This window comes from Nocardiopsis chromatogenes YIM 90109, from assembly GCF_000341185.1.
In the GTDB taxonomy this organism is placed as follows: domain Bacteria; phylum Actinomycetota; class Actinomycetes; order Streptosporangiales; family Streptosporangiaceae; genus Nocardiopsis_A; species Nocardiopsis_A chromatogenes.
Window position 1 is genome coordinate 22,983 of the sequence record NZ_ANBH01000067.1, and the last position, 19,718, is coordinate 42,700.

The 19,718-nt window shown below is 74.8% G+C and carries 16 protein-coding genes, 3 tRNA genes and 1 pseudogene; 18 read left to right on the forward strand and 2 right to left on the reverse strand.

Features of this window, described 5'->3' with window-relative positions; all coding sequences use genetic code 11:
- The first annotated feature begins 45 nt into the window (after positions 1-45).
- The 11 genes and pseudogenes from D476_RS0106845 (at position 46) to D476_RS36095 (ending at position 13,042) form a co-directional block, all read left to right on the forward strand.
- On the forward strand, positions 46-732 hold the full coding sequence (locus D476_RS0106845; protein ID WP_017623216.1) for a DUF2397 family protein: 687 nt from the start codon (positions 46-48) through the stop codon (positions 730-732).
- Complete coding sequence (locus D476_RS0106850; RefSeq protein ID WP_017623217.1) at positions 729-1,922, forward strand: DUF2398 family protein; 1,194 nt, start codon at positions 729-731, stop codon at positions 1,920-1,922. The genes D476_RS0106845 and D476_RS0106850 overlap by 4 nt, the downstream gene beginning before the upstream one ends.
- Entirely contained in the window at positions 1,923-6,473 is a 4,551-nt protein-coding gene (locus D476_RS0106855) for a TIGR02680 family protein (protein WP_017623218.1), read from the forward strand. It begins immediately after the preceding gene.
- Between the two features lie 650 nt (positions 6,474-7,123).
- Positions 7,124-9,262, forward strand: a complete 2,139-nt coding sequence (locus D476_RS0106860; RefSeq protein WP_017623219.1) for an ATP-binding protein — start codon at positions 7,124-7,126, stop codon at positions 9,260-9,262.
- Between the two features lie 52 nt (positions 9,263-9,314).
- Positions 9,315-9,387 (forward strand) — tRNA-Thr (locus D476_RS0106865).
- 123 nt (positions 9,388-9,510) lie between these two features.
- Positions 9,511-9,583 (forward strand) — tRNA-Met (locus tag D476_RS0106875).
- Positions 9,584-9,668: 85 nt separating this feature from the next.
- Positions 9,669-9,833 (forward strand): 50S ribosomal protein L33, encoded by a 165-nt coding sequence (rpmG, locus tag D476_RS0106880; protein WP_026123309.1) that lies wholly within the window; start codon positions 9,669-9,671, stop codon positions 9,831-9,833.
- 79 nt (positions 9,834-9,912) lie between these two features.
- Positions 9,913-10,413, forward strand: a complete 501-nt coding sequence (locus D476_RS0106885; RefSeq protein ID WP_017623221.1) for a MaoC family dehydratase N-terminal domain-containing protein — start codon at positions 9,913-9,915, stop codon at positions 10,411-10,413.
- Complete coding sequence (locus D476_RS0106890) at positions 10,410-10,838, forward strand: MaoC family dehydratase (RefSeq protein ID WP_017623222.1); 429 nt, start codon at positions 10,410-10,412, stop codon at positions 10,836-10,838. The genes D476_RS0106885 and D476_RS0106890 overlap by 4 nt, the downstream gene beginning before the upstream one ends.
- A gap of 41 nt (positions 10,839-10,879) precedes the next feature.
- The gene (locus D476_RS0106895) at positions 10,880-11,953 is read left to right on the forward strand and encodes a UDP-N-acetylmuramate dehydrogenase (RefSeq protein WP_017623223.1); all 1,074 of its coding nucleotides are present in this window, start codon (positions 10,880-10,882) and stop codon (positions 11,951-11,953) included.
- Between the two features lie 518 nt (positions 11,954-12,471).
- Positions 12,472-13,042, forward strand: a pseudogene (locus D476_RS36095) (TMEM165/GDT1 family protein).
- Here the strand turns inward: D476_RS36095 and D476_RS0106910 are convergent.
- Together D476_RS0106910 and D476_RS0106915 are read right to left on the reverse strand one after the other, a co-directional pair.
- Positions 13,012-14,088, reverse strand: coding sequence for an adenosine deaminase (locus tag D476_RS0106910; RefSeq protein ID WP_017623225.1), 1,077 nt, complete (start codon positions 14,086-14,088; stop codon positions 13,012-13,014). The pseudogene D476_RS36095 and the gene D476_RS0106910 overlap by 31 nt on opposite strands.
- Before the next feature lie 112 nt (positions 14,089-14,200).
- On the reverse strand, positions 14,201-15,409 hold the full coding sequence (locus tag D476_RS0106915; RefSeq protein WP_026123310.1) for a pyridoxal phosphate-dependent aminotransferase: 1,209 nt from the start codon (positions 15,407-15,409) through the stop codon (positions 14,201-14,203).
- A 175-nt stretch (positions 15,410-15,584) separates the two neighbouring features.
- Between D476_RS0106915 and D476_RS0106920 the strand changes: the two genes are divergently transcribed.
- From D476_RS0106920 to rplL, 7 genes are all read left to right on the forward strand, one after another.
- Positions 15,585-15,657 (forward strand) — tRNA-Trp (locus D476_RS0106920).
- A 52-nt stretch (positions 15,658-15,709) separates the two neighbouring features.
- Complete coding sequence (gene secE, locus D476_RS0106925) at positions 15,710-15,976, forward strand: preprotein translocase subunit SecE (protein ID WP_026123311.1); 267 nt, start codon at positions 15,710-15,712, stop codon at positions 15,974-15,976.
- A gap of 128 nt (positions 15,977-16,104) precedes the next feature.
- Positions 16,105-16,899: a transcription termination/antitermination protein NusG gene (nusG, locus tag D476_RS0106930; protein ID WP_017623228.1), complete on the forward strand. Its 795-nt coding sequence runs from the start codon at positions 16,105-16,107 to the stop codon at positions 16,897-16,899.
- 207 nt (positions 16,900-17,106) lie between these two features.
- Complete coding sequence (gene rplK / locus D476_RS0106935) at positions 17,107-17,535, forward strand: 50S ribosomal protein L11 (protein ID WP_017623229.1); 429 nt, start codon at positions 17,107-17,109, stop codon at positions 17,533-17,535.
- Positions 17,536-17,602: 67 nt separating this feature from the next.
- Positions 17,603-18,307 (forward strand): 50S ribosomal protein L1, encoded by a 705-nt coding sequence (gene rplA / locus D476_RS0106940; protein ID WP_017623230.1) that lies wholly within the window; start codon positions 17,603-17,605, stop codon positions 18,305-18,307.
- Positions 18,308-18,723: 416 nt separating this feature from the next.
- A complete protein-coding gene (gene rplJ, locus D476_RS0106945; RefSeq protein WP_017623231.1) occupies positions 18,724-19,248 on the forward strand; it encodes a 50S ribosomal protein L10 in 525 nt (174 codons plus the stop codon).
- 60 nt (positions 19,249-19,308) lie between these two features.
- The gene (rplL, locus tag D476_RS0106950) at positions 19,309-19,695 is read left to right on the forward strand and encodes a 50S ribosomal protein L7/L12 (protein WP_017623232.1); all 387 of its coding nucleotides are present in this window, start codon (positions 19,309-19,311) and stop codon (positions 19,693-19,695) included.
- Positions 19,696-19,718: the final 23 nt, after the last annotated feature.

The following is a 19,718-nucleotide window of genomic DNA, read 5'->3' on the forward strand; positions in this document are numbered from 1 at the left end:
GTCGCCGGGGGTCTTTAGTCTGCTGAAGTGATGGGTGACTCAGCAGTGGACGAGGCGGCCGGGAGCGGGCAGGCGACCGGCCGGCACGGGCGCGCCGCCCTTCTGCGGCTCGCCCGGTGGTTCGACTCCGCCGACGCCGCGCGCGCCGACGCGCTCTACGCCGCCGCCTTCGCGGCCTGGCCCGCCCGGCACCTCGGCGGCTCCGGGGACGACACCGCCCCCGCCACCGAGAGCTGGTGGAACTCCCCGCGCGCCCACGCCGCGCCGCCGCGCCCCGCGGGCCCGCTGCCCACCGAGCCCGCCGCCGACCACTCCGCCCAGCGCGCCGCCCTGCGCGACGACGCCGAATCGCGCGCCCACTGGCGCCGCGCCGCCGCGGCCCAGGTCCACCGCGCCCTCGCCGAGCGCACCGGCGGCGACGCCCGCATCGACCTCACCCCCGCCGCCATGGGGGTGCTCATGGAGCTGCTCACCGCGGCCCTCGGGTCGGGGCATCCCGAGCGCGCCCCCGTCAGCGCCGGGGACCTCGAACTGGAGATCCGGCTGCACGCCGGACCCGCCCCGGACGCCGTGCTGGCCCTGGTCTCGCCCGAGGGCGAACTCCTCCTCGAAGGGCTGTGGCTCCAGGTCACCGACTACCGGGTGACCCGCGCCCCGGCCGCCCCCGGCGATCCCTCCGCTCCCTCCTCTTCCTCCGCAGACGACGGCCCGCAGCAGGAGCCCCCGGAATGATCGACGACATCGCGCTCACCGGGGAGCGGCAGGCCGCCGCCCGGCGGCTGCTGCGCACCCCGGTCCTGTCCTGGCGCACCCACCCCCGTGAGCTCGCGCTCGTCCGCGCCCACTCCGACTGGCTGGTGCAGCGCTTCCGCCGGGTCCTGGGGTACGAGCTGGTCGTGGAGGCCGCCCACGCCCGGCTGGTCAAGGCCGGGCCGCCCGAGGACGCCCCGCCGCCGCGCCGGGCCAGCGGCGCCCCGCTCACCCCCCGCGCCTACGCCTACCTGGCGCTCACCCTGGCCGCCCTGCCCGAGTGCGGCGCGCCCACCGACACCGGCGAGCTGGCCGACCGGGTGCGCGCGGCCGCCGCCGAGGCGGGCCTGGCCCACGACCCCCGGGCCCGCGCCGCCGAGCGCCGCGCCTTCGCCGCCGCCCTGCGCCACCTGGCCTCCTGGGGGGTGGTCGCCGAGCGCGGCGAGGGCACCCTGGACGACTACGCGGCCGGGACCGCCCCCGGCGCCGGGCTGGACGCCGACGCCGAGGCGGCCCGCCGGGCGCTCGCCCACCCGCCGCACTCGGCGTCCGGTCCCGCGGAGTTCCTGCGCTCGGCCCACGACCCCGACCCGGACACCGACGCCGAGGGCGAGGTCGCCCTCCGCCGCCTCCTCGCCGAGCAGGCCGTCGTCTACCGGGAGGACCTGCCCGAGCGCCAGCGCGGCCGCCTCGCCCGCCACCAGTGGCGCGCCGCCGCCGAGCTCGGCGCGCTGCTCGGGTGCGAGACCGAGGTGCGCGCCGAAGGGGTGGCGCTGGTCATGCCCGACGGCGACGAGGAGGCCCTGCTGCCCGGCACCGGCCCCGAGGGGCGCGCCGCCCTGCTGCTGGTGCGCGGCCTGGCCGGGCGGGTGCGGCCCCCGGCCACCCCGGCCCGCGGCGCCGAGGTGCCCGACGGCGTGCTGGCCGAGGAGCTGGACGCGGCCCTGCCCGCCGGTCCGGGCCGCGGCGACCTGAGGGAACGGGTGCTCCGGCGGCTGTGCGGGGCCGGGCTGCTGCGGGCGCCGGACCCCGGCGGGCAGGGCCGCTGGGAGCTGCTGGCGGCGGCCGCCCGGTACGGCCNTCGAATCCGGGACAATGGGCCGGATCGCCCGGTTCCGGCCGCGGCGGGCACGGGCGGATCCAGCGGCACCGACGGAAGCGGAGGGCGGTAGATGAGCGACACCGGCACGGCCCCGGACCCGGCCGGCCCCGCCGGCGCGGAGGTGTCCACCGACGACCAGGTGACCGCGCCGCTGCCGGTCGTCGGCCCCGCCCCGCGCCCCCGCCACCGGCTCCACCGGGCCGGGATCCACAACGTGTGGCACTACGACGACCAGGTCTTCTCCTTCGCCGACGGGCGGCTGCTGCTGCGCGGCCGCAACGGCGCGGGCAAGTCCAAGGCCCTGGAGATGCTGCTGCCGTTCCTGCTGGACGGCGACGCCCGGCGGCTCGACACCACCGGCACCGGGCGCACCAGCCTGCGCTGGCTGATGCAGGACGGGCGCTCGGCCCCCGTCCTGGACGACGACGCGGACCCGGACCCGGCCCCGGACACCGCTGAGGGCGCAGACGGCGCCGAAGGGCCGGAGTCCCCGGCGGACACGGACGGCCCCGGCACGGACGGCCCCGGCCCGGATGCGGACGAGGCCGCCGAGGGCACGGCGGCGGCCGGGGACACCGCGTCCCCCGCCGCCCGCGTCGGCTACCTGTGGATCGAGTTCGTCCGGGAAAGCGCCGCTGCCGCCTCCGGTGCCGCCTCCGGAACCTCGGACGCCGACGCCCCCGGCCGCCTCACCCTGGGCGCCGCGGTCACCGCCGTCCCCGGAGAGGAACCCCGCACCCTCTTCTTCGTCACCGGCCGCTCCGTCGGCGACGACCTGGAACTCGTCCGCGGCGGCCGCCCCGTCCCCGTGGAGCGGCTCCGCTCCGAACTCGGCGGCGACGCCTGCTACGACTCCGCCCCGGCCTACCGCGGCCGCGTCATGCGCGACCTGTTCGGCCTGGACGACCCGGTCCGCTACCGCAACCTGGTCCACCTGCTCTACCGGCTGCGCCGCCCCACCATCGGCGAGCGGCTGGAGGCCGGGGAGCTGGTCTCGGTGCTCTCCGAGGCCCTCCCCCCGATGGACGAGGCCGTCCTCGACCAGGTCGCCCGCAACGTCGCCGACCTGGAGGAGGCCCGCGCCCGCCGCACCGCGCTGACCTCCGCCGCCGAGAACGTCCGCGCCTTCCTCGGCGGCTACCGCGGCTACCTGCACGGTGTCCTGGGCCGCCGCACCGCCCGCGTGCGCGGCCTGCTGGACGGCTTCGGCCGCCGCGACGCCGAGGCCGCCCGCCTCGAAGAGGACCTGGACCGGCTGGTCACCGAAGAGGCCGCCGCCCAGGAGGAGCGCGACCGCAGCCGCCGCACCCGCGACACCGCCGCCTCCGACGCCGCCACCCTCACCGCGGCCGGGCGGGCCGAGCCCGCCCCCGCCGAAGGCGAGCTGCAGGCCCGGGACGCCGCCGTCGCCGCCTACATCCGGGCCGCCGAGTCCGCCTGGACCGCTGCCGGGTACGCCCTCACCCGCGAGGAGCGCGCCGTCGCCGCCCTCGGCACCGGCACCGCCGCCGTCGAGCGCACCCTGGACGGGCTGGAGGAGCTGCACACCGAGGCCGCCGAGGCGTCCCGCGCCGCCGGGATGGACCCCGCCCAGCTCGGCCGCGTGCCCCGGCCCGTGCACACCGTGCTCGCCCCCCGCGAGTCCACCACCCACGTCGACTTCGAGGGACTGGAGCGCTCCGTCGAGCGCGACCCGGTCCCCGGCATCGACCTGGAGGCGCTCCGCACCGGCCTCGCCGACCTGCACGACCGCCTCTCCCGCGCCGAGGCCGAGGCCGCCGAGCGGGCCGCCGCCGTCGCCTCCCTGACGGCGGCCGCCGGACGCCTCGACGCCGCCGAGCGCCGCGCCGAGGCCCTGGAGGGCGAGGCCGAGGCCGCCGACGCGGCCCTGGAGCGCGCCCGCGCCCGCGAGGAGGGCGCCGCCCGCGCCCTGAGGGACGCGGGAGCGCACTACGCCGAACGGGTCCGGGAGTGGGCCCAAGGGGTGGCCGAAGCGTTCCCCGAGGCCGCCGAGGCCGCCACCGCCCTGGAAGAGCTGGTCCACCTGCCCCCCGGCGGGGGAGAGGCGGTCGACGCCGGCCTGTGCGCCCGCGTCGAGCGGGCCGCCCACGCCCTCGTCGACGACCTGCTCAAGGAGCTGCGCGTGCGCCGCGACACCTCCCTGGGCGAGGAGCGCGAACTCGTCACCGAGCTGGACGAGCTCTCCGACCGCAAGCGCGGCACCGCGGGCGGCGGCCCCGACGGAACACCCCTGTACCTGCTGGTCGACTTCGCCGACGGGCTCAGCGACGCCGAGAAGGTCGGCCTGGAGGCCGCCCTCGCCGCCTCCGGACTGCTCGACGCCCGGCTGGCCCCCGACGGCAGCGCCCAGGGGTCCGGCGACGGCGCCCTGGACGGGGCCGTGCTCGCCCCCGGCCGTCCGACCGACGGCGCCAGCCTGCTCGACGTGCTGCGGGTCGCCGACAGCGCCGCCGATGAGCACGGTGTGCCGCGCGACCGGGTCGAGGCGCTGCTGTCCTCGGTCGCCCTGCTGCCCGCCGAAGGCCCCGCCGCCGACTCCGCGCCCCGCCACCGGCGCCGCCGCGACGGCGAGCGGCCCCCGGCCGCCTGCGCCGTGGCCGTCGACGGCCGCTGGCGCCTGGGCGTGGCCTCCGGCGCCGCCGGGCAGCTCCCGGTCGCCCCCGAGCGCATCGGCGCCGGGGCGCGCGCCGCCGCCCGCGACCGCCGCCTGGCCAACGTCGACCGGCGCATCGACATCGCCGAGGCGCTCCTCGCCGAGGCGGGCGAGCGCCGGGCGGAGGCCGAGCGCGCCCAGGAGCGCCTGGTCGCCGCCGCGCGCGCCCTCCCCGGCGGCGAGGGGCCCACCCGCGCCCGCGCCGCCCTGGACGAGGCCCGCGCCTGGCTGGACACCGCCGCCGAGGAGCGCGAGCGCGCCCAGGAGGCCGCCGACGCCGCCCGCGGCACCGCGCTCGGACTGCGCACCGAGGTGCAGGAGGAGGCGGCCGCCTCCGGCCTGCCCGCCGGGGCCGGGGAGGCCGCCGCCACCGGCGCCGCGGTGGAGGGGCTGCGGGTGCGCACCGCCGCCGCCCTGCGCACCCTGCGCGACCTGGCCGCGCTGCTGGAGGACCACCGCGCCGCCGTGGAGGACTGGCGCCAGGCGCGCGCCGACCGGGTGGTGGCCGAGGACGCCCGCACCGCCGCCATCGGCGACATGATCACCGTGCGCCGCGACATCGAGCTGACCGACCGGGCCCGCACCGCCGACCCCGGGCAGCTGGGCTCCGCCGTCGGTGAGGTGCGCGGCCGGATGGAGGAGGCCGCCGCCCGCGTGCCCGACCTGGAGCGCGCCGCGCAGCGCGCCCGGGACGAGCGCATCGCCGCCGAGACCCGGCTGGCCGCCGCGGTGGCCGAGCGCGCCGAGCAGGCCGACCGGGCGCTGTCGGCCGGGGACCGGTTGCGCGCCGCGCTGTGCGGCGCCGACGGGGAGCCCGACACCGACCTGCTCGCCGCCGCCGGCCTGGAGGAGGCCGCCCCCGCCCTGGCCGCCGCGGGGACCGGGCCGGAGGCCGGGGCGCCGGACGGCGAGGCCGAGCGCCTCGCGGCGCTGGAGGGGCTGGTCGAGGCGCTGGAGAAGGGCCTGGAGGGCGGTGCCTCCGAAGGGGTGGACGACAGCGGGCTGCTGCGCCGCCGCGAGGAGCTGCACGAGGCGCTGGGACGGCACGCCGCCGCCCGCACCGAGGTCGCCGAGGTGCACGGGGTCAAGCGGATCACCGTGCACGACGACTCCGGGGCCCGCGGGGTCAGCGGGTACGCGGCCCGGCTGGAGGAGGTGCGCGCCGAGGCCGAGGAGGCGGCGCTGCTGCGCGAGGAGGAGGCCTACGAGCGCCACCTGCTCGGCGAGCTGGCCGAGCACCTGGCCCGCAGGATCGACGAGGCCCGCGAGCTGGTGGCGGCGATGAACGGGGTGCTGGAGGGCGTCACCACGTCCCAGGGGATCGGGGTGCGCATCGGCTGGGACCTGGCCCCCGACGCCGACGAGGACGTGCGCGCGGTGGTGCCGCTGCTGGCCAGGCCCGCCCACCTGCGCAGCCGGGTGGAGACCACCCGGCTGCGGGACGCGCTGCGCCGCTGCATCGAGTCCATCCGCCGCCTGGACCCGACGGCGACGGGGGGAGCGCAGCTCCGCCAGGCGCTGGACTACCGGTCCTGGTTCTCGTTCGAGGTGCGGGTGACCGACGCCGCCCGCCCCGACCGGGAGCGCAGGCTCAGCCACCGGACCGGGCTCAGCCAGGGCGAGCAGCGGGTGGTGGCCTACCTGGTGCTGTTCGCCGCCGCCGCGGCCCAGTTCGACTCCCTGGCCAGGAGCGCGCCGAACGCGCCCAGGCTGATCCTGCTCGACGACGCCTTCGCCAAGGTCGACGAGCCGACGCACGGGCGCCTGCTGGGGCTGCTGGTGGAGCTGGACCTGGACTTCGTGCTCACGTCGGAGCGGGTGTGGGGCTGCTTCGAGAGCGTGCCGAGCCTGCACATCTACGAGTGCCTGCGGGACCCGTCGGAGCCCGGCATCGCCACCCTGCACTTCAGCTGGGACGGAACGAGGAGACGCATGGTCGGTGTGTGATGCCGCACATCGGCCGAGGGGCGGAGGCCCAGCCCGGGCGGGACGGTGCCCGAAGCGGTGTTGGGCGGTGCGGTACCCCACCCGGGCCGATCTCCCGCCGAGGCCCTACGGCGGCCGGGGTTGGCGCGGGAGCGGGACGACCGAGGCGGAGACTCCTACCGGCGGCATCGACGGTGACAAAGAGTGCTGCCGGTCACCGTGACGCGACGGGAACCCCGCTCACGGCCGCGCGCCGGAAGACCGGCCGTGGCCGGCGAGTGGGCTACCTGCTGTCCCGCCGTCCGCCCCGACCGTGAGCTGCCCACCGGACGGCAGGCGAGATCAGGGGACCGCCTGGCTCCGGCCGTCATCATCCGTCACGGTGACCATCCACGCGCCGGGTAGCCGACCAGTGGCGGGTCCCCGGATCGCCTTGGCGCCGTCTTGCCTTCTCCGCCGCCCCGTTCACGCGCCCTCCGCCCCCGTCCGGGCCCCTCTCGGTCCGCTGGATTCGGTGTTTCGGCCCCAGAGGGCGTTCTCTCGCGGAGAATTCATGTCCGATGGCCTCGGTCCGCTGCGGGAACGGGCTTTCAGGCCGGACCCGGGCTGACCCGATACGCCTCGAACGCGCATACTGTCCCTTCGTACCGGAACCGACGACGGAGGCGGGTGTGGTGACGACGCTGACCACCGGCGGTGAGACGTTCGCCGAGGAGCCCCCGCCGCCGGACGGGGCCGCGACCGCGGCGGCGGTGCTGGCACTGCTCGCCCGCTCCCCGCTCGACGCCGGGGCCCGCGGCTGGGTGCTGGCCGCCTTCGGCGGCGACGAGGCCCTCGACGCCCTCGCCCGGGGCGGGCCCGCCCCCGAGCCCTCCGACATCCTGCACGGCGCCCCCGAGCCGCGCCGGACGCCGACGGGCGCCCCGCGCCCGGTCTTCCTCTCCCGCATCGAGGTCCAGGGCTTCCGCGGCATCGGCAGCCCCGCCGCCCTGGAGCTGGCCCCCGGCCCCGGGCTCACCGTCGTCGTCGGCCGCAACGGCTCCGGCAAGTCCAGCATCGCCGAGGCCGTCGAGGCCGCCCTCACCGGGCGCAACCTGCGCTGGGACGCCATGCCCACCGCCTGGCGGGACGGGTGGCGCAACCTCCACCACCCCGAGCGCACCGAGGTCGCCGTCGAACTCGCCGCCCCCGGCGCCGACGGCGCCCTGCGCGCCACCCGGATGTGGGACGGTGACAGCGTCCGCTCCGCCCGCGGCCGCGTCGAGTTCCCCGACGGCACCACCGGCCCCCTCCGCTCCCTGGGCTGGGGCCCCGACCTCGACCGCTACCGCCCCTTCCTCTCCTACGACGAGCTGGGCCGGGCGGTGAACGGCCGCGCCGCCGAGCTCTACGACACCCTCACCGCCGTGCTCGGCCTCACCGGCCTGGCCGACGCCGAGCGCGCGCTGGCCAAGGCCTGCTCCAAGCTGTCGCGGCTGCGCGACCGCCCCCGCCGCGACCTGGAGCACCTGCTGTCGCGGCTGCGCGAGTCCGCCGACCCGCGTGCCGCCCGGGCCGTCGAGATCCTCTCCGAACAGGGCCCCGGCGCCCCCGACCTGGACCGGCTCGCCACCCTGGCCGCCGACGACGGCCCCGGCGACCCCGAGGCCGAGCGGGTGCTGCGCCGCCTGCGCCGCCTGTCGGTCCCCGAGCGCTCCCTCATCACCGACGTCGTCAACGAGCTGCGCGGCGCCGCCATGGAGCTGGCCATGGCCGCCGGGACCAAGGGGGACCGCGCCCGCGGCGTCGCCGACCTGCTCACCCGCGCCCTGGAGCACCACGAGCGCCACCCCGCCGACGACTCCTGCCCCACCTGCGGCGCCGACGGCGCCCTCGGCGAGGACTGGGCGCGCCGCGCCCGCGCGGAGGTCGACCGGCTGCGCCCCGTCGCCGAGAGCGCCTCCGCGGCCTACGGTCGCGCCGAGGCCGCCCGGGACCAGGCCCGCTTCCTGATGGCCCCCAAGCCCTCCTGGCTGCCCGCCGACACCGATCTGGGGCGCGTATGGACCGAGTGGGAGGAGGGCGCCGGGATCACCGACCTGGTGGAGCTGGCCGAGCACATCGAGACCACCGGGCGCCGCCTGCGCTCGGCCGCCCTGGCCGCCCGCAAGGACGCCGGGCGGCGCCTGGACGACCCGGTCGGCGACTGGGGCGCCTGCGCGGAGATGCTCTCCGCCTGGGTGGAGGACGCCCGCGCCGCGGTGAAGGCGGACGGGCTGCTGGTCTCCGCCCACGAGGCCCTCGACTGGTTCTCCGCCGCCGCCAAGGAGATCCGCGACGAGCGGCTGCGCCCCCTCGCCGCGCAGACCGAGCACGTGTGGCAGCGGCTGCGCCAGGAGCGCCACATCGACCTGGAGTCGCTGCGCCTGGTCGGGCGGGGCGCCCGCAGGCGCGTGGCCGTGGACGTGGCGGTCGACGGGGCCGAGGGGGAGGGCAACGCCCCCGGGCTGCTCAGCCAGGGCGAGTTCCAGGCGCTCGCGCTGTCCATCTGCCTGCCGCGCACCCTCGCCGCGGGGAACCCGTTCGGGTTCCTGCTGCTGGACGACCCCGTGCAGGCCATGGACACCGAGACGGTGGAGGGCCTGGCGGGCGTGCTGGCCGAGGTGGGGGCGCACCGGCAGGTCGTCGTCTTCACGCACGACACCCGCCTCCCCGACGCGCTCAGGAGGCTCGGCCTCCCCGCCGACCTGCGCGCCATCGAGCGCGACGCCATGTCCAACGTCAGGGTCGCGCCTCCCGATTTGGCAGAGCACCCCCACGGGCCTGTATAGTCATGACCAACGCAAGGGCGGAACCCCGGAAGGGGGGAAGCCGCAGGAGCGTGCCCCTTTAGCTCAGTCGGCAGAGCGTCTCCATGGTAAGGAGAAGGTCTACGGTTCGATTCCGTAAAGGGGCTCTACCACCTCGATGAGGTTCCTTCCCCACTCGGGTGGACGACCGGCCGGGATCGCCGATCCCTCCCGGTCGGGTCGAGAGACGGGTATCCTCACACTGTGGGGTCCGTTTCCCGGGCCGTCGCGGCGGAGTAGCTCAGTCGGTAGAGCAAGCGGCTCATAATCGCTGTGTCGTCGGTTCAAGTCCGGCCTCCGCTACTACCCGCACGACCCCTGCACATGGCCAGGGGTCAGCGCGGGTCTTTTTCAGTGTTCACCGTCACCAGCAGAAAGGCACTCCGACGTGGCTGCCACTGACGTGAGGCCGAAGATCACCCTGGCCTGCCAGGAGTGCAAGCACCGCAACTACATCACGCGGAAGAACCGTCGGAACAACCCCGACCGTCTCTCGCTGAAGAAGTTCTGCCCCAACTGCCGGCGGCACAACGAGCACCGCGAGACCCGTTAACCGCGGAAGAGCAGCGCACATGGCCCAGTGAGCCCCGGCTCACTGGGCTATTCGTGTGAGAGAAGGAGCCAAGGAGCCCATGGCGATCAACCGCGCCTTCCTCGGCCGCGCCTACCCCGCGCCCGAGCCCTACGAGGTCACCCGCGGGAAGATCCGCGAGTTCGCCGAGGCCGTCGGCGATGCCAACCCGCTCTACAGCGACCCGGCCACCGCACGGGACGAGGGCCACCCCGACGTGGTGGCGCCGCCCACGTTCCCCATCGTGCTGGGCATGGCCGGTGCCGGGCGCGCCGTCACCGACCCCGAGCTGGGGCTGGACTTCTCCATGGTGGTCCACGGCGAGCAGCGCTTCCGCTACACCCGCCCGGTGCGCGCCGGGGACCTGCTCGACGCGGTGACCCGCATCACCGACATCCGCAGCGTCGCCGGGAACGAGCTGGTCACCCTGGAGAGCGAGATCACCGACCCGGACGGCGCCCATGTGGTGACCGCCGTCAACATGCTGGTGGTGCGCGGCGCCGCGCAGGACGGCGGACCCGGCCCCCAGGACGCAGCGAAGGCGAAGGAGGGGGCCGCGTGACCGCCGCGATCCGCTACGACGAGGTGGAGGCCGGCACCGAGCTCGGCGAGCGCACCTTCCCCGTGCGCCGCGTCGACCTGGTGCGCTACGCCGGGGCCTCCGGCGACTTCAACCCCATCCACTGGAACGACCGCACCGCCAAGGCGGTCGGGCTGCCCGGCGTCATCGCGCACGGCATGTTCACCATGGCCGAGGCCGCGCGCCTGGTCACCGACTGGGTCGGCGACCCGGGCGCGATCGTGGAGTACGGCACCCGCTTCTCCAACCCGGTCGTCGTCCCCGACGACGACGAGGGCACCGAGATCACCGTCTCGGGCACCGTGAAGGAGAAGCGCGACGGCAACCAGGTCGTCGTCGCCCTCACCGTCCGCTCCGGCGGGACCCGGGTGCTGGCCCGCCCCACCGTCGTCGTCCGACTCGCCTGACGCCCGGCCCCTGACGCCCGGTGTCCCTGAGAGAGGTTCCCGTGTCCGCTGCACCCGCCGCCGGTGTCCTGCTGGCCGACCACACCACCCTGCGCCTGGGCGGACCGGCCGCCCGGTTCGTCTCCGCCGCCGCCACCGAGGAGCTCATCGCCGCCGTCGCCGAGGCCGACGCCGCCGGGGAGCGCCTCCTCGTGCTCGGCGGCGGCAGCAACCTCGTCGTCTCCGACGACGGCTTCGACGGCACCGTGGTGCGGGTCGACACCGGCGGGGTGCGGACCGAGGCCGGGGGGGCCGAGGGCACGGTGCGGCTGCGGGCCGACGCGGGCCTGGAGTGGGACCGCTTCGTGGAGCGGTGCGTGGCCGAGGGCTACAGCGGGGTGGAGTGCCTGTCCGGCATCCCCGGGCGGGTGGGCGCCACCCCCATCCAGAACGTCGGCGCCTACGGGCAGTCCGTCTCCGAGACCGTCGCCGAGGTCGTCGTCTACGACCGCGAGCGCGGCGAGCGGCGCGCCATGGCCCCGGCCGAGTGCGGGTTCGCCTACCGGGACAGCGTCTTCAAGGGCTCCGACCGGTACGTGGTGTGCGAGGTCGTCTTCGAGCTGGAGAGATCGGGCCTGAGCGCCCCGGTCGCCTACGCCGAGCTGGCCCGCCGCCTCGGCGTCGGCCGGGGCGAGCGCGTGCCCGCCGCCGACGCCCGCGCCACCGTGCTGGAGCTGCGCCGCGGCAAGGGCATGGTCGTCGACCCCGACGACCCCGACACCCGCAGCGCCGGATCCTTCTTCACCAACCCCGTCCTCACCGAGGCCGAGTTCGAGGACCTGCGCAAGCGCGCGGCCGAGCACCTGGGCCCGGACGTGGAGCCCCCGGCGTTCCCGGAGAGCGGCGGGCGCGTCAAGACCTCCGCCGCCTGGCTCATCGACAGGGCGGGCTTCACCAAGGGGTACGGCGCGGGCCCGGCGCGCATCTCGGGCAAGCACACCCTGGCCCTGACCAACCCGGGCGGCGCCACCACCCGGGACCTGCTCGCGCTGGCCCGCGAGGTCCGCGCGGGGGTCGCCGACCGCTTCGGGGTGGTGCTGGTCAACGAGCCGGTGATGGTCGGCGTGCAGCTCTAGGGGGTGTTGCGTGGGTCACGGCCTACTGCGCGGCGCCCGGGCACGCCCCTCGCCGCGTTCTCATCGGTCGACAGCCTGCTGACCGACTCTCCCAGCGTCCTTGCGATGCACATGACACCGCCAGTGCCGTCTACGGCCATGACCCACGCAACACCCCCTGGGGCCGACGGCGTTCCCTCATCGCCCCGTCCGCACCTTCCCGGAGGGAGCGGGCGGGGCGGCTTTCCTTAAAAGGGAGTTAGGGCCTCCCAACTCCTATCTTCGGGGAATTTCCCTTTTCCCTTCAGGGGGATCCATGAATTGTGTTCGGAATTTTGCCTGTCCTAGAGTCGGGGCAGCCGAAGGGGAGTAGTCCCCAATTCCCGCGGTCGACACACTGGCCCGCCCCGTGCGCGGCCCGGCCGCGGGAGCCCGCTGCACAGGCGGGCGGACGAGACCTTCGGCCCGGTAATGGCATCTCACCGGGCCGGAAGGGGCGTCCCCGCACCACCGGCCCGCCGGGCTGAAAGGCGGACCGGATGGAATTCCTCCCCGCGCTCGCGGCGGGCACCCTCGTCGTCTTCCTCGCCGAGATGGGCGACAAGACCCAGCTGGTGGCCCTCTCCCTGGCCACCCGCTACCGCTGGTGGACCGTGCTGGCGGGGATCACCGCCGCCACCGTCGCCGTCCACGGCCTCAGCGTGCTGCTCGCCGAGGTCCTGGGCCTGGCCCTGCCCACCGACTGGGTCACCCTCGCCGCCGGGGCCGCCTTCCTCGGCTTCGGCCTGTGGACCCTGCGCGGGGACGAGATGACCGAGGCCGACGAGCGGCGGGCCGCCTCCCGGCGCATCCGCTCGGCCTTCCTCACCGTGGCCGCCGTCTTCTTCATCGCCGAACTCGGCGACAAGACCATGCTGGCCACCATCACCGTCGGCACCCGGTACCACTGGCTGCCGGTCTGGATCGGCTCCACCGTCGGGATGGNNCCTCGGCGCGCTCCTCGGCAAGAGGCTCCCCGAGCGCGCCGTGCAGATCGCCGCCGCGGTCCTGTTCTTCGCCGCCGGGGCGGTGATGACCCTTCAGGGCGTGCTGATGGTGTCCGGGGTCTGAGCCGGTCCCCCGGCGCCCTGGAGCTCCTCGGGGGAGCGGGACTCCCACTCGTCCACCCCCGAAAGCATCTCCTTCTTCAGCCACTCCGGCGCCCCCGACCCCCGGACCGACATCCGCGCCAGCTCGGCCAGCTCCGCGTCGCCGAACCCGAAGACCGACCGCGCGATCTCGTACTGCTCCGCCAGCCGGGGCCCGAACAGCAGCGGGTCGTCGGCGCCGAGCGCGATCGGGACGCCCCCGTCGAACAGCCGCCGCAGCGGCACGTGCCCCACCTCGGCGACCACGCCCAGGCTCGCGTTGGAGGACGGGCACACCTCCAGCGTCACCCCCTGCGTGGCGATGCGCTCCACCAGGTAGGGGTCGTCGACCGCGCGCACCCCGTGCCCCACCCGGTCGGCGCCGAGCTCGTCCAGGCACTCGCGCACGCTGCGCGGCCCCTGCAGCTCGCCCCCGTGCGGCGCGGACAGCAGCCCCGCGCGCTTGGCGATGCGGAACGCGCCCTCGAACTCCAGCGCACGCCCCCGGCGCTCGTCGTTGTTGAGGCCGAACGACACCACGCCCTTGTCCGCGTACTGCCTGGCCAGCCGGGCCAGCGCCTTGGCGTCCATGGGGTGCCTGGTGCGGTTGGCCGCCACCATCAGCCCGATGTGCACGCCGGTCGCCCGCTCCGCGGTGCGGGCCGCATCCAGGACCAGCTCCAGGGTGGCGGTGAGCCCGTCGAACCGGGAGGCGTACCCGCTCGGGTCGACCTGGATCTCCAGCCACCGCGACCCGGCGGCCGCCTCGTCCTCGGCGGCCTCCCGCAGCAGCCGGTACATGTCCTCGGGCTCGCGCAGCACCGAGCGGGCGATGTCGTACAGCCTCTGGAACCGGAACCAGCCGCGCTCGTCGGCGGCGCTCAGCTCCGGCGGCCATTCCTCGGCCAGGGCGTGGGGCAGGTGCACCCCGCGCCTCTCGGCGAGCTCCACCAGCGTGGTGTGCCGCATCGAACCGGTGAAGTGGAGGTGCAGGTGGGCCTTGGGCAGCAGCGCGATGGGGCGTTCCATGGACCAATGGTGCCGTATGGGCGCCGGTCGCGCCGGGCGTCGTATGCGAAATGAGACGCGCCGCACGCCCCGGCCGGGGCGTGCGGCGCGCGGTCCTCGGCCCGGACGGGCCTCAGGAGGCCTCGCCCAGCAGCTTCTGCATCCGGCCGACGCCTTCGGCCAGGTCGGCGTCGCCCAGCGCGTAGGACAGCCGCAGGTACCCGGGGGTCCCGAAGGCCTCGCCGGGGACGACCGCGACCTCGGCCTGCTCCAGGATGAGCTGCGCCAGCTCGGAGGAGTCCTGCGGCCGCTTGCCGCGGATCTCCTTGCCCAGCAGGCCCTTCACCGAGGGGTAGGCGTAGAAGGCGCCCTGCGGCTCGGGGCAGACGACACCGGGGATGTCGTTGAGCATCCGCACGATGGTGCGCCGCCGCCGGTCGAAGGCCTCGCGCATCTCGGCCACCGCGGACAGGTCGCCGGAGACCGCCGCGAGCGCCGCCGCCTGGGAGACGTTGGCCACGTTGGAGGTCGCGTGCGACTGCAGGTTGGACGCGGCCTTGACGACGTCCTTGGGGCCGACGACCCACCCCACGCGCCATCCGGTCATGGCGTAGGTCTTGGCGACGCCGTTGACGACCACCGTGCGGTCGGCCAGCTCGGGGACCTCCACGGGGATGGAGGAGAACCGCGCGTCGCCGTAGACCAGGTGCTCGTAGATCTCGTCGGTGAGCACCCACAGGCCCTTCCCGGCCGCCCAGCGGCCGATCTCGCGCACCTGCTCGGGGGTGTACACCGCGCCCGTCGGGTTGGACGGCGACACGAACAGCAGCACCTTGGTGCGCTCGGTCCGGGCCTGCTCCAGCTGCTCGACGGTGGCCAGGTAGCCGGTGGACTCGTCGGTCACCACGTAGCGCGGCACCCCGCCCGCGAGCTTGATCGACTCGGGGTAGGTGGTCCAGTACGGGGCGATGACGATGACCTCGTCGCCCGGGTCCAGCAGGGTGGCGAAGGCCTCGTAGATGGCCTGCTTGCCGCCGTTGGTGACGAGCACCTGGGCCGGGTCCACCTCGTAGCCGGAGTCGCGCAGCGTCTTGGCGGCCAGCGCCTCCTTCAGCTCCGGCAGCCCGCCGGCGGGGGTGTAGCGGTGGAAGCGCGGGTTGCGGGCGGCCTCGGCCGCCGCCTCCACGATGTAGTCGGGGGTCGGGAAGTCCGGCTCCCCGGCGCCGAAGCCGATCACCGGGCGGCCCTCGGCCTTCATGGCCTTGGCCTTGGCGTCCACGGCGAGCGTCGCCGACTCGGAGATGCCGCCGATACGTTGCGAGATACGAGGTCGGTCACTCATGGGCCCATGCTTTCACGCGGTGACCGGCGCCGGGGCCCGCGGGTTGGCCCGCGGAGCCGATAGGCAATAGACTCAGGCGACCCGGCGGTCCCGGGGGCGCTCCTGCGGGGCACCGGCTCCGAGTGCGCATCCGGGCGCGGAACCGGCTATGGTGGGAACCGCGCGGTCGCCGCGAAGGGCAGTGGCTCAATTGGTAGAGCACCGGTCTCCAAAACCGGCGGTTGGGGGTTCGAGTCCCTCCTGCCCTGCAAGGACAGATGTGTATGAGGTGCGCATCGGACCCGACCCTAAGGACCTCAGGTGACTCAGACCAACGCCGACGCTAAGCCCGGCAAGGAGCCCCAGCGTCGTGCGGGTCCGGTGACCTTCACCAAGCAGGTCGTCGGTGAGCTGCGCAAGGTCCGCTGGCCCACCCGCCGCGAACTCATCACGTACACGATCGTCGTGATCGTCTTCGTGGTCATCATGGTCGGCTACGTCTCACTCCTCGATTTCGGCTTCGGCGAGGCCATCACCTGGCTCTATGGAACCTTCGGGGGCAACGGCGGCGAGCAGGCCGTCTTCTAGAAGCGCTCCCGCCCCGGGCCGCGCCTGGTCACGGTGCGCCCTGCGACGCCGTAAGCTGGCAGGAACCGGCACCGGCGCGGCGTACGCGCGGTGCTCGGCGGGCGTAACCGACGAGAGAAAGAGCAGCCGTGTCCGAGTCCCCACTGACCTCTGGCGACCTCCCGGAAGAGGATCTGGATCAGGCGTCAGAGGAAGAGGCCGGCCAGCGCGCCGAGGAGGAGCAGCCCGAGCAGGAGGCGGCCGCCGAGGACGGCGGTGCCGAGGGCTCCGGCGGCCCCGAGGCCGAGTCCGGGAGCGATGAGGCCGAGGCCGACGAGGCCCCCCGGCTCGACCCGGTCGAGGAGTTCAAGATCGAGCTCCGGCTGCTTCCCGGCGACTGGTACGTCGTGCACACCTACGCGGGCTACGAGAACCGCGTGAAGGCCAATGTCGAGAGCCGCACCCAGTCGCTCAACATGGAGGACTACATCTTCCAGGTCGAGGTGCCCACCCAGGAGGTCACCGAGGTCAAGGGCGGCAAGCGGCAGCAGGTCACCGAGAAGGTGCTGCCCAGCTACGTGCTGGTGCGCATGGAGCTGACCGACGAGTCGTGGTCGGCCATCCGCAACACCCCGGGCGTCACCGGATTCGTGGGCCTGTCCAACCGGCCCGCGCCGCTGAGCATCCAGGAGGTCGCCGACCTGCTGGCGCCTGAGGCGGAGGAGGAGCCGGAGCAGGCCAAGCCCGGCGAGCGCCCCGAGCCGCGCGGCGACGTCGCCTACGAGGTGGGCGAGTCGGTCACCGTCATGGAGGGCCCGTTCGCCACGCTCCCGGCGACCGTCAGCGAGATCAACCCCGACACCCAGAAGCTCAAGGTCCTGGTCTCCATCTTCGGCCGCGAGACCCCGGTGGAGCTGGGCTTCAACCAGGTCTCCAAGATCTGAGCACCCCGCTCGGACCGCGGGCGGCCGGACACGGCCGCCCGCACGAGCACGTAGACTTGGTGGGTCCGCCTTCCGGGCGGCCCCACCGCGCCCTGCCGAGCGCAGGGCCCCTGTCGGCCCCGCTCCGCGCGACATGCGTGCCCCGTGCACGCCCTCCGGCGCGCCCGAGGGGCCGCGAAGCAACGCAGATCAGGCAAAGGACCCGAAATGCCTCCGAAGAAGAAGATCGCGGCGCTCGTCAAGGTTCAGCTCCCCGCGGGCCAGGCCACCCCGGCCCCGCCCGTCGGTACCGCGCTGGGCCCGCACGGCGTCAACATCATGGACTTCTGCAAGCAGTACAACGCTGCCACGGAAGCCCAGCGCGGGAACGTCATCCCCGTAGAGATCACCATCTACGAGGACCGCTCCTTCACGTTCGTCACCAAGACGCCGCCGGCGCCGAAGCTGATCCTCAAGGCGGCCGGGGTCGACAAGGGCTCGGCCGACCCGGGCCGCAGCACGGCCGGCACCATCACCGCCGACCAGGTCCGGGAGATCGCCCAGACCAAGCTGCCGGACCTGAACACCGACGACGTCGAGGCCGCGACCCAGATCGTCGCCGGCACCGCCCGCTCCATGGGCTTCGTCGTCAAGTAGTCCCGGCCTCGACCCGTGGCAGGGCCCTGCGCGGCCCGCACACCACACCTCTCGTCAGGAGAACCGCATGAAGCGCAGCAAGAACCACCGCAAGGCCAGCTCCCTGGTGGACCGCGACCGGCTCTACACGCCGGCCGACGCCGTGAAGCTCGCCAAGCAGACCGTCTCCGTGAAGTTCGACCCCACCGTCGAGGTGGCCCTGCGCCTGGGCGTCGACCCGCGCAAGGCCGACCAGATGGTCCGCGGCACCGTCAACCTTCCGCACGGCACCGGCAAGACCGCTCGGGTCCTGGTCTTCGCCACCGGCGACAAGGCCGAGGCCGCGCGTGCCGCGGGCGCCGACTTCGTCGGCGACGACGACCTGGTGGAGGAGATCCAGAAGGGCTTCCTGGACTTCGACGCCGTGGTGGCCACCCCGGACCTGATGGGCAAGGTCGGCCGCCTGGGCCGGGTTCTGGGCCCCCGCGGCCTGATGCCCAACCCCAAGACCGGCACGGTCACCCCGGACGTGGCCAAGGCCGTCGCCGACATCAAGGGCGGCAAGATCGAGTTCCGGGTCGACCGCCACGGCAACCTCCACTTCATCATCGGCAAGGCCTCGTTCGACGACCAGCAGCTGCTGGAGAACTACGCGGCCGCGCTGGAGGAGGTCCTGCGCCTGAAGCCGTCCGCGGCCAAGGGCCGCTACATCAAGAAGGCCAACCTCACCACCACGATGGGCCCCGGCATCCCGGTCGACCCGTCGGTGACCCGGGTCGGCGCCGCCGCCTGACCCGTACGGGCTGAGCCGTGAGGGCGCGAACGCCCTGGGCCCCGGACCGCATCCGCGGTCCGGGGCCTTCTTCGCGTCCTGAAGGGGGAGGCGGGGGGCGCCGCCCGGCGGCCCCCGCGGTGTGCCTCCGCGCACACCCGCCCGCTCACGTGCTCCACCGCCTACGGGATGCCCTAGGATGGTGAGTGCCGAAGACCGCCGGTCGCCGCCCTGAGGGCGGCCCAAGGTCCCGACGAGGTCGGGCGGCCTGCGCAGGTGTGATGAGAGCTCTTCCGAGACGTGTGCGCGATCGTATCGTCGCGTTCGCCCGTCCTCGGTCGTGCCCCGTGCCCTGCGCCGGGGCTTTTTTCATGCCGCGCCCGCCCGCCTCGCCCAGGTCCCTGGAATCCCCGGCGTTCACTGTTGGAAGGAGTCCCATGGCGAGGCCGGATAAGGCAGCCGCGGTCGCCGAGCTCAGCGAGGAGTTCAAGAGCTCGCAGGGCGCCGTGCTTGCCGAATACCGGGGGCTCAGCGTCGCCCAGATGCAGAATCTGCGGCGCAGCCTCGGCCAGAACGCGCGGTTCCGCGTCGTGAAGAACACCCTCGGCAAGATCGCGGCCAAGGAGGCCGAGCTTGACGAGGAGGCCCTCGAGCTCTTCGAGGGGCCGTCGGCCATCGCCTTCGTCCGCGGTGACGTGGTCGAGGCGGCCAAGGGCCTGCGTGACTTCGCGAAGGACAACCCGCCTCTGGTGATCAAGGGCGGCTACATCGACGGCAAGACGATGGGCCCCGAAGAGATCACCAAGCTGGCCGACCTTGAGTCCCGCGAGGTTCTCCTCGCGAAGCTGGCCGGCGTCCTCAAGTCCAAGCAGGGCCAGGCCGCCGCCACGTTCCAGGCTCTTCCGACCAAGCTCGCCCGCCTGGCACAGGCGCTGCACGAGAAGAAGTCGGACGAGGCCTAAGAAGACCATGGCACGGCGCCGAGGGGCGCCCGTGTTCGGGAAGAAAGAGAGATCGCAACCATGGCGAAGCTCAGCAACGAAGAGCTCCTCAGCGCCTTCGAGGAGATGACCCTCCTCGAGCTCTCCGAGTTCGTGAAGCTGTTCGAGGAGAAGTTCGACGTCGAGGCCGCCGCCCCGGCCGCCGTCGTGGCCGCCGCTCCCACCGCCGACGGTGCCGCCGCCGACGTGGAGGAGCAGAGCGAGTTCGACGTCATCCTCGAGTCGGCCGGCGACAAGAAGATCCAGGTCATCAAGGAGGTCCGCGGCCTCACGAGCCTGGGTCTGAAGGAGGCCAAGGACCTGGTCGACAACGCCCCCAAGCCGCTGATGGAGGGCGTCAGCAAGGAGAACGCCGACAAGGCCAAGGAGGCCCTGGAGGGCGCCGGCGCCACCGTCACCCTCAAGTAGGGCCGACGGGCGGACCCCGCACG

Coding starts and splice junctions, on each gene's coding strand:
- D476_RS0106855 (WP_017623218.1), top strand. CDS start 1,923: ATGAGCGACACCGGCACGGCCCCGGACCCGGCCGGCCCCGCCGGCGCG.
- D476_RS0106885 (WP_017623221.1), top strand. CDS start 9,913: ATGGCGATCAACCGCGCCTTCCTCGGCCGCGCCTACCCCGCGCCCGAG.
- D476_RS0106910 (WP_017623225.1), bottom strand. CDS start 14,088: ATGGAACGCCCCATCGCGCTGCTGCCCAAGGCCCACCTGCACCTCCAC.
- D476_RS0106915 (WP_026123310.1), bottom strand. CDS start 15,409: ATGAGTGACCGACCTCGTATCTCGCAACGTATCGGCGGCATCTCCGAG.
- rplK (WP_017623229.1), top strand. CDS start 17,107: ATGCCTCCGAAGAAGAAGATCGCGGCGCTCGTCAAGGTTCAGCTCCCC.
- rplA (WP_017623230.1), top strand. CDS start 17,603: ATGAAGCGCAGCAAGAACCACCGCAAGGCCAGCTCCCTGGTGGACCGC.
- rplJ (WP_017623231.1), top strand. CDS start 18,724: ATGGCGAGGCCGGATAAGGCAGCCGCGGTCGCCGAGCTCAGCGAGGAG.
- rplL (WP_017623232.1), top strand. CDS start 19,309: ATGGCGAAGCTCAGCAACGAAGAGCTCCTCAGCGCCTTCGAGGAGATG.